Consider the following 8,746-nt stretch of genomic DNA (forward strand, 5'->3'; position numbering starts at 1 on the left):
GAGGGCTTGGTCCCGAGCTACCGTACCATCGCTGAGTTTCGACGGGTCAACGGGAACGCCGTGCGCGCGGCGAACCGCATCTTTGGATGGCGGCGTGCCCAACAGAATTGGGTGTCGGGCAGGTCGCGCCGTCCCTGGCGCGCCTTTGCCCAACCTAATCGATGCGGTTCGCGCGGGGAAGATGGGCACCCGCCGACAAGCTCGGAACCACCGCGCTCACCGCATCCTACGCGCTGGAGCGTGGGAGCCAGCAGATATTAATCACTACCCAGTTACGATTTTTGAGGTACCCGTGTATTCTTATGGGGCGGCATCCAGCCCCGGTAGAGATTAAGAGATCACTCGAGGGAAACGAAAGGTATGGCACCCACCGACCTGACCGATCTGACCGGCCGGGCCCAGGGGCTGCTGGGGCGGCTCCGGGACACGGTTCGGATTCTCAGGACCAGCCCCCGTGAATTGGGTCTGGTGCTGGCGGCACTCGTGGCATTCCTGTTCGCGGCGGGTTGGTTCCCTCTACCTGACCCCATCACGAATTCCTTCGATACCATACTGACCCGGCGCCTGGGCGAAGACTGGACCTGGATCAAGAAATCGCTACCGGCCTTCCTTGCCACCGGCAGTCCTGCTATTCATCTGGACCGGGTGGCGCCTGTGGCGACGGGCCGTGCCCAACCTGCCGTCGGATACCGGGCAGGTGCAGGCCGCCGCGATCAAGGGACCCCTGGCCTTTACGGAGCAGGACGGCGAGCTCTTCCGTCGCCTGGGGCGGGAGACGGAATTGGTCCAGCTCGTCGGCTTCCTGGACAACGACCAGATCGGGCTGGTGGTGGTCATGGGCGAATCCGGCGCGGGCAAGACCTCCCTGCTGCGGGCGGGCCTGTCCAATGTGTTGAAGGACCGAGACGTGGGGTTCCTCTACTGGGAGGCCCTCCCCGAGGACCCGGCTGCAGGATTGCTGCGGGCGGCCCGATCCAAGTGGCAGGCGGCCCGCTACCCGACCGAACCCCAAGGCATCGATGAGCTGCCGGCCCCTCCGCCCGGGGCGGGGCGGTGGGTGATGGTGCTCGACCAATTCGAGCAACTCCATCCGGAACAGAACGATCACCGGCCCGTCTTCGAGCTGCTGCGGCGCGTCGCCGGAGAGAGGCCCCCCCACCAGACCACCTGGCTGGTGGCCTTCCGGGAGGAATACGCGGCCGCCTGGTGGAAGTTTCAAAACTCCCTCGGCATCCAGCCGCCCATGCTCCCCGTCGAGCGCTTCCGCCCGAAACAGGCCGGCGCTGTCGTCGCCACCCTGGCGGAGAAGGCCGACTTCCAACTGGACCAGGATCTGGTGGATACCATGGTGCGGGACATGTCGCTGGGCGACCGGATATCGCCGGTAGACATCGGTATCGGCATGATGATGCTCGACGAGCTGGCCCGCGACCGGCGTGATCGACATCTCACCCACGACGCCTACCTGGGTGCCGGGGGCGGTACCGAAGGGCTCTTGACGGGCTACATCGCCGGTCGTTTGGAGTGGTTTCCGGAAGCACACCGCGAACATCTGCTCAAGGCCATGCTGGCATTGACAGACCCGGACAATGACCAACGCATTGCCGAGGGGCGGACTGTCTCCGATCTGAGTGCTGCCGCCGGGCTGTCTCAGGAAGCCTTGGCGGCGCTGCTGAACTATCTGGCCTCTCCCAACTGTCGGTTATTGGAGAAGCGCTCCCCTGCGGCGGCGGAGCCGCCCCGCTACCGATTGCCCCATGAGCGTATGGTCCCGATCCTACGCCGGCTCTCGGGGGCCATCCTGGCCCAGGCGGATGCTCTGTGTTCTCTGTGGTTTAAATTTCACAGACTGGCAGCTGACGCCACCGCTTTTGCGGTGGGCACAGCCCACCCTACTTGTCGGACCGGAAGCCGGCGGCGCCCAGGGTCGTCAATGCCGCCAGGCCGCGTGGTGGATCACCGCGGTAGATCCGGGTCTGGGGGGTAGCGGGAAAGGTGGCCTGGAAGGTCTCGGCGAGGGTCTTGTCACGTCCCGCCTGGGCGGCACAGCGTGGGCACTCTCCATTCGGTGTCAGTCGGTGGGCACAGCCCAGCCTACCTGCTGGTGTCAGCAGGTTGAGGAAGAGGTGTTGGAGCTGCAATCCCGCTGCCCGACAGGCGGCGACCAGATCCCGACTCTCCTGGAGGGCTAGAGCTGTGGGAATGGCGACCAGCACCAGGCCGGCCTGCTCCCGGTTCCTGAGCAGTCCCCGCAGGAACTTGAGATCCTTCGACAATTGCACCAGGCGCCGGCCGAAACGCGGGACGCCGAGGGTGTCTTTGTATTTGAGCAGCAGCTCGAACATGGCCTGCAACCAGTCATCGAGCAATCCCGGTAGCTCGAGCAGCCGGATCAGATGACCGCTCGGCGCCGCGTCGAGCACGAACCGGTCGTAATCGCCTTCCCGCAGGAACACCAGGGCGCGCGCGAGGGCCGCGATCTCATCGATGCCGGGGGGAGCGAAATCCAGCAGTTGTTCCATAACCCGCCGGTCGAAGGTGAAATCCAGGTTGGAGGAGAGCCCGGCGAAGAAGCTCCGCAGCTCTTGGCTGTATGCCGAGCGCATGGCCGCGAGCTCGGCCTGCGCATCGACCTCCATCACGGCCAAGCCCTGGGAGAGCGCAACCGGCTTGGGTCCGACGGGGGGTCCGACGGGGACATTCAAGCAGTCGCTTAAGGAGTGGGCCGGGTCACTGGAGAAGAGTAGGGTGCGCCGATGGGGCTCGGTCGCGGCGATGTGCAGGGCGGTGGCGCAGGCCAGGGTGGTCTTGCCCACGCCGCCTTTGCCGCAGAAGATCAACAGGCGCTGGTCCGGCCCCGGATAGGGGCCGGGCGCTGCGACCCGGACCGGCAGCTGTGCGGTCGCGGGGGAGCTACTGAGGAAATCGAAACTTCGGTCGATGGGTGTTACTTCGTCCCAGAATTCGGCCAGGGCCTTGATGCCGCGGGGCTCCTGCGGCTGCACGGGGAGGCCCCAAAGATACCCGATGCCCCGGAGCGCCGAGGCGTATCGGGCCAGGCACTCCGATTGCTCGGCCCGCACGGCCCGGCAGGTGGGACAGGGGTGGTCGGGATGTAATCGGTTGATTATCAGCTCCGGGGTGGCGATGCCGGCGGCGTGCAGGGCACGGACCAGGTCTAGGGTCTCTTCCAGGACCAGGGTCTCGGCCAAGGCGATGGGTACGAACCGGCAGCGGTCCGAGTCCCGCAGCAGCTGCTCCAGGGCCTCGAGCTCGGCGGCCAAATCCAGGATGAAGCGGTCCGGCGCGTCGGGCGCGTAGCTGCCGTGAAACACCTCTTTCATGTAGCGGTGTTTCGCCAGTAGGGTATCCAGCAGATCCAGCCATTGGCGCATGGCCGGCGGCATGGCCAGCAGGCGCAGGGTGTGGCCGCTGGGGGCGGTGTCTACCAGGACGGTTCGATAGTGGCCCGCGGATAGCTGACGGCTGAGCGCCAGGACGGCCATGAGCTCGTCCAGTCCGGGGAGGGAGAGGGACAGGAAGCGGTCGATGTCGCTATCGTCGAGGAAGGTGCCGCGCCGCCCGATCTCGTGCAGCTGGTCGCCATGCCGGGCACGGAATGCCGCCAGCTCAGCGGCGGCATCCGGTTCTTCGACATGCAGGTTGCGCGGCGGTGATCCGCCGGCCAGGCAGTCTGCCAGGGAGTGGGCCGGATCGGTGGAAACCAGCAGCAGGGGGGCATCGGGGTCCTCGCGGGCCCAGCGCAGCGCCGTCGCCAGGGCGCAGGTGGTCTTGCCGACGCCGCCCTTGCCGCCAAAAAACACCAGGCGCGACTTGCCGGGTCGGAGTAGCTCGGGGCCCTTCACGCCCCGTCCTGGGATGGCTCCTGGAGCCGGTCCAGGGCATCGAGCAGCTCAGCCTCGCGGGCGTCGAACTCCGCCTCGTCGATGCGGCCCGTCTCCAGCTCCATATAGAGCTCGGACAGCGCGGTGGTAATGGCCTCGCGTTGGGACACCTGCTCGGTGAGCACGGCTTTATGGATTTCCTTGCCGATCCAATACAGTCCTTTGAAGGGTGCCAGCAGCAGGTCGTCGATGATGAGCATCGAGGGTAGTACCCCATTTCATCAAAATTTTCTGGTAAAACCAATCCCTGTCATCTCGACCCTAGGGAGCTGTCATCCCGAGCGTAGCGAGGGATCTCCCGGCTTGGCAGAGGTCCTCAACGCACGAGATCCTTCCTCCGTCGGGACAAGGATTTCTCGCTTCGCTAAGCTCTCTCCCTGCGGTCGAGATGACAAATGACAACCAACAAAATCAGATGAAATGTGGTAGTAGTGGACGGTGGTGGTAAATCTTTAAATGGTAGAGGATAGGTTGGGCCGCTATGCGGCTCGGTGGACTTGGACTATCGATCACTTTATCGGTTAAAGATTTACCACTACCCTGGGCATCAGAGGGTAATGGGCACGTCCACGAAGCTGTGCGGCGCCCATGGACCATTGAAATCGAAGGCGTAATGGTCGTCGAAGGCTTGGGCCGCCTTGAGCACGGCTGCCTCGAAGGTAGCCTGGTCGGCGCGTTCTACCAGGCAGGAGAGGCGCATGATCTCGGCTTCCTTACGGGGCTCTGCGCGCCGGATCTCGGCGCAGCAGGCTTGCAGGGCCGCTTCCACCTGGGCGGTGTAACGCTCCCGGTCCGCTTCCAGGAGTTGACTGAACAGCCGGCCCAGCTCGATCTTCCGGTCCCGTGGGGGCTCCCGATCTCCGGCGTACAGGGTGTCCCGCAGGGCCCTCAGGGGCGGGTGCCGGTCGACGAAGTACTCGAAGATGTTCGGCAGATCCCAGCGGACATTGAGCCCCATCTCCACCTTGCCGCGGACCCGTTCCAAGGCCGCTTTGAGATCCGCATGGCTGTGGCGGAGGGCGGTGTGGACGGCTTGGCTGTCCTCGGCGATGGTCCCGAAGCTGATGGGCAGCGGCGTCGTCACCGCCAGCAGCGCGCTCAGTACCTTCTGGTGGGCGGCGATGTTGGTCCGTTGCGGCCGTACCGAGGAGCCCCGATAGGTGGAGACCACGGCAGCGATGCCGTCTGCGGCCAGGGTCTTGACCTTGGTCTTGCCGATGCCGGCTTTTCCGAGTCCGGCTAGGACATCCCCGACGGCATGGTCGGCGACGATCGCGTACAGGTATTGTGCACTCATGGATCTTGCCGGGTCCCCAGGTGTGTTGACATTCAGCAGGGTAAGATGGGCAAAGCAAGCGTCCATCCGGATGGTGTTAAGGTTGCGGCCATTCCACGGAGACTTCCGAGCCGCGACTGTTTGTCGGATGCACTAAGCGCAGCGTGCCCATCAATGAGAGACACTTCCTGGCAGGCAGGCAGCGTGCCCGGCATGGAACTACGAAAGAGAAAACAACGAAGCGCGCGAATCGGCGCTAAAAAGATCCCTCCCTTCGGTTCGGGATGACAATTTCGTGAGGATTCGCGTGATGCGTCGTTTTTTCTCTTATTTTGCCGACCAGTAATGCTTGACTTAATGGCAGTTAGCAGACCCATGCTCTACCGGCAAGCTGCCGCCGATCTTTCTTTATAGGCACCCGGGAGCCGGCCGGGAGACGAATTTTCGGTAAGGATTTATACACGCTCGCTCTGGGGGTTAGACTTCATTGGCTTTAATGTGTATACTAATTGGCGTGAATACATATAGAGGCTATCATGCGTACAAACATAGTGATTGATGACGATCTTATGGCCAATGCCTTAAAGATGACTGGTTTAAGAACCAAGCGGGAAGCCGTAGAGCTCGGCCTCAAGACCTTAATTAAACTAAAAAAACAAGAAAATATCAGGCGCTTCCGAGGTAAATTGCATTGGGATGGGAATCTCGATGACATGAGGTGTGATAATTGATTTTTCTGTCTCGTTCCCACGCTCCAGAGACTGTGAAAGTATTACCGAATTCTCATGAGTGGGAGGGACAGGGGACATAGTCTCCCAAAATTAAGCAGCATATCGTTTGGTTAAGGCACCTAAGGGGCGTTCTCAATTGAGCCAGATCCTCGCGAAAATCAAGTACATCAGGCCCATACAATTGTCGGCGGGTCGCTCATAACGGGTTGTTATCATTCAGATAATTTTTTAATCGAGAACGCCCTCTAGTACCTAGTTTCGGCTTATTTTTCCTGTACAATACGGCCAGCCCTATGGGCACCTCATTGTGTCCGTTAGCTCCGTACCAGAAGGATAGACTGAAACTAGGTACTAGGTCACTCTTAAACCACATGTTAGGTGCAACCAGCATATACAACCGCCATTTACGCTTCTGTTTCTGCATAGAATGCTGATGCATCAACCCTGATAAAGGCCGATGAGTGCTTGCGTCGCTTTCTTTGGGTCATCTGCTGCTCCTTTGAGAATCTTAAGCCAGAAGATTCCACCTATCAGGTCACAATCCCTGTCCAGCCCCTGGCGTCGAGCTCTGAACTCCGCGCGCGGTTTGGTGCCACGGGTGATTCAATTGCTAGGTGAATTCTTCATTCATAAAGGGACGTGATCCCTTTGCCTTAGACGCTTTTACCCTTCAATGAGTGCCGAATCAAAAGCGTACTGAAAGGGTGGCTTGCCAGAGATCGATATCGGTGTATTTCGCGGGGACCTGCCCTATGCGTTTCTTGAACTCGACAAAGACTTGTTCTGCATCGTCAAGGGCAATGCGCGCACCGGTTTCGAGGTGGTCGAAGTCGCGACTTCCGTCGGCGACTTCCCACAAGTAGGTGTATCCCCCGAACAGCTCCAGGCGGCGGAGCGCATTAGGCCGGAGGTAAAGTGCCGCCTTTGGGCCAAGCTTCACTAATGTCTCGCCGTCGATTTCTTCGATGGACTCGCCGACCTCGGCTATGCCGGAGAACGCGAGTCGATACTGGAACACACCGCCCTCTGCAGCTGCCTTCGGATCGGAGCTGAACCGCCTATAGGGTCCATTGATGGAGATCAACTCGCCGATTCTATTCCGCATGGGCTCCCACTGCAGCTCGAAACCGTGCTTGTAATCATCCGTGGAGGTCGTGGTTGCCGCTCGATAGGCCAGGGCGAAAAGCTGGTGATCCCAAGCTCCTCGATCCCCGTCGTTCCTGAGTCCGAACGCGAGCCCGGCTCGCCCCACCAATGAGTCGACCTCCGAGAACGTGCCGTCTCCTTTACCCGTCACCCGGTCTAGCGAAACGGCAGCGTTCAGATCGATGGCGTCGAGGAAATAGGCTCCGATCCGAGTGTCATTCTTGGAGACGTCGAAGGTCCGCACCAAACCTAGGGTTGCCTGTGCGGCCCAGGTGTCGTCGTCGGTCTCGCGATTGTCGTAATAACCGAACGCGGCCGGATCCGCCTTCTTTAACGACTTTAAGATGCCCGCGTAGTCCTTGCGAAGGCGTACCTGACCAAGAGCCTTCTTGGGGTCTCCCAAGGAAAACGTTCTCGGCTTAGCCGCCGGCGGTATGGTGCTGTCTGCAATCTTGCATGTCGTCGCTAAGCTGTCTTCGCTTAGACCGGCGTCGAGCCAGAAGCGCCCTGACCATGCCGCGATTTCCTTCTTGGAGATCACGAAATCGTTGTTTGTGTCGACGTCATTGACTAGAGGATTCTGTCTCTTGAACTGAAAGCGGTCGAATTCCACGCGCTCCACGAGCCCGTTTCCGTTACCCCCCCACTCGGGCTTGTCGAAGTCACATGAGTTAACCTTGGTGAAGTCTATGTCTCCGGTCGGTCCGGTTGCCAGCGCGACCGACGAGAGGCTCAGTAACGCGAGGCCTCCAACACTTTCGATGATCGTCTTCACTGTCACGCTAGCCTTCCCAAAGCTTTAAGCTTCGCAATAGTTGCGTCGATGTGCTTTCCAACCACGTCGATCGCCATGAGCTCGGACCCGCTGAACTTCTCGGGTGAGTTCAGGTTGAAAACGTTGTTGGTCTTTCCCGCCAGTATGCTGCGGGTATTGTCCACGTATCCGAGGTCATCGACCAGTTTGTGAAATCTGCGGATATCGTCCGGATCCTTGCTGCAGGGGGGATAGACAAAATTCTTGATTAAGTAGTACACCTGCGCCTTGGTGAATTTTGTCGTGGAAAGTGATGTGAGCGACGCGACGCTGCTCAAGTAGGACATATCACATTCCTCCTCAATTGCTTGGTGCGATTCCAAAAAGGGTGCTACCAGTGGAAGCACCACGGGTAGTGGTAAATTTTTAACTGGTAGAGGGTAGGTTGGGCCGCTGCGCGGCTCCGCGGACTGAAGTCTTTTTGGACTATCAACCACCCTATCAGTTAGAAATTTACCACTACCGCACCACGTTGTTGCGGACTCCAGAGAGATGCTGATCAAGCCCATCCCGGATTAAGCCGGAAAAACACGAGTTCAAGAAAAACACGCGGAGAAACAGGGAACACCAGGGACAGACGACTAACTACGTGCACGAAAAAAACGAGGTCGAGTCCTGCAATCAAGCATTATTAGCGTACTGCTCGCTGCGTGCTTCGAACCAGTGTGCCGTTCAAAATTCAATGCCTTGCGGCTTTGTCATGCGGACTCGCACAGATTATCGATGCCGGATTACAAGTCCTACCCTCTTATTCCAGTGACCCTTTCTCTTTCATGTTCACCTAACTTGCTCCTATACCCACTTTGTACAGAATTTAGCGCGAAATAAAAAGTTTCATCCCACCGCTATCAGGAAAAGCGAATACTTTCACAGT

Annotated in this window: 7 protein-coding genes; 2 read left to right on the forward strand and 5 right to left on the reverse strand. The window is 59.8% G+C overall.

What is annotated here, in order from left to right:
* Positions 1–610 precede the first annotated feature (610 nt).
* A complete protein-coding gene (locus tag BQ17_RS18345) occupies positions 611–1,987 on the forward strand; it encodes an nSTAND1 domain-containing NTPase (protein ID WP_089729603.1) in 1,377 nt (458 codons plus the stop codon).
* Here BQ17_RS18345 and BQ17_RS18350 read toward each other — a convergent pair.
* From BQ17_RS18350 to BQ17_RS18360, 3 genes are all read right to left on the reverse strand, one after another.
* Positions 1,893–3,866, reverse strand: coding sequence for an ArsA family ATPase (locus BQ17_RS18350; protein ID WP_089729605.1), 1,974 nt, complete (start codon positions 3,864–3,866; stop codon positions 1,893–1,895). The two genes, BQ17_RS18345 and BQ17_RS18350, sit on opposite strands and share 95 nt — an antisense overlap.
* Complete coding sequence (locus BQ17_RS18355) at positions 3,863–4,105, reverse strand: gas vesicle protein GvpG (RefSeq protein ID WP_089729607.1); 243 nt, start codon at positions 4,103–4,105, stop codon at positions 3,863–3,865. The genes BQ17_RS18350 and BQ17_RS18355 overlap by 4 nt, the downstream gene beginning before the upstream one ends.
* A gap of 347 nt (positions 4,106–4,452) precedes the next feature.
* Positions 4,453–5,202, reverse strand: coding sequence for a GvpL/GvpF family gas vesicle protein (locus BQ17_RS18360; RefSeq protein WP_176722510.1), 750 nt, complete (start codon positions 5,200–5,202; stop codon positions 4,453–4,455).
* A 515-nt stretch (positions 5,203–5,717) separates the two neighbouring features.
* Here BQ17_RS18360 and BQ17_RS18365 point away from each other — a divergent pair.
* Positions 5,718–5,912, forward strand: a complete 195-nt coding sequence (locus BQ17_RS18365) for a type II toxin-antitoxin system VapB family antitoxin (RefSeq protein ID WP_089729611.1) — start codon at positions 5,718–5,720, stop codon at positions 5,910–5,912.
* A gap of 685 nt (positions 5,913–6,597) precedes the next feature.
* On the opposite strand, the gene BQ17_RS18370 is transcribed toward BQ17_RS18365, so the two are convergent.
* The gene (locus BQ17_RS18370) at positions 6,598–7,833 is read right to left on the reverse strand and encodes a hypothetical protein (RefSeq protein ID WP_141699365.1); all 1,236 of its coding nucleotides are present in this window, start codon (positions 7,831–7,833) and stop codon (positions 6,598–6,600) included.
* A gap of 2 nt (positions 7,834–7,835) precedes the next feature.
* Entirely contained in the window at positions 7,836–8,159 is a 324-nt protein-coding gene (locus BQ17_RS18375; protein ID WP_089729615.1) for a hypothetical protein, read from the reverse strand.
* Positions 8,160–8,746: the final 587 nt, after the last annotated feature.

This window comes from Candidatus Thiosymbion oneisti (assembly GCF_900092655.1).
Lineage (GTDB): Bacteria > Pseudomonadota > Gammaproteobacteria > Chromatiales > Chromatiaceae > Thiosymbion > Thiosymbion oneisti.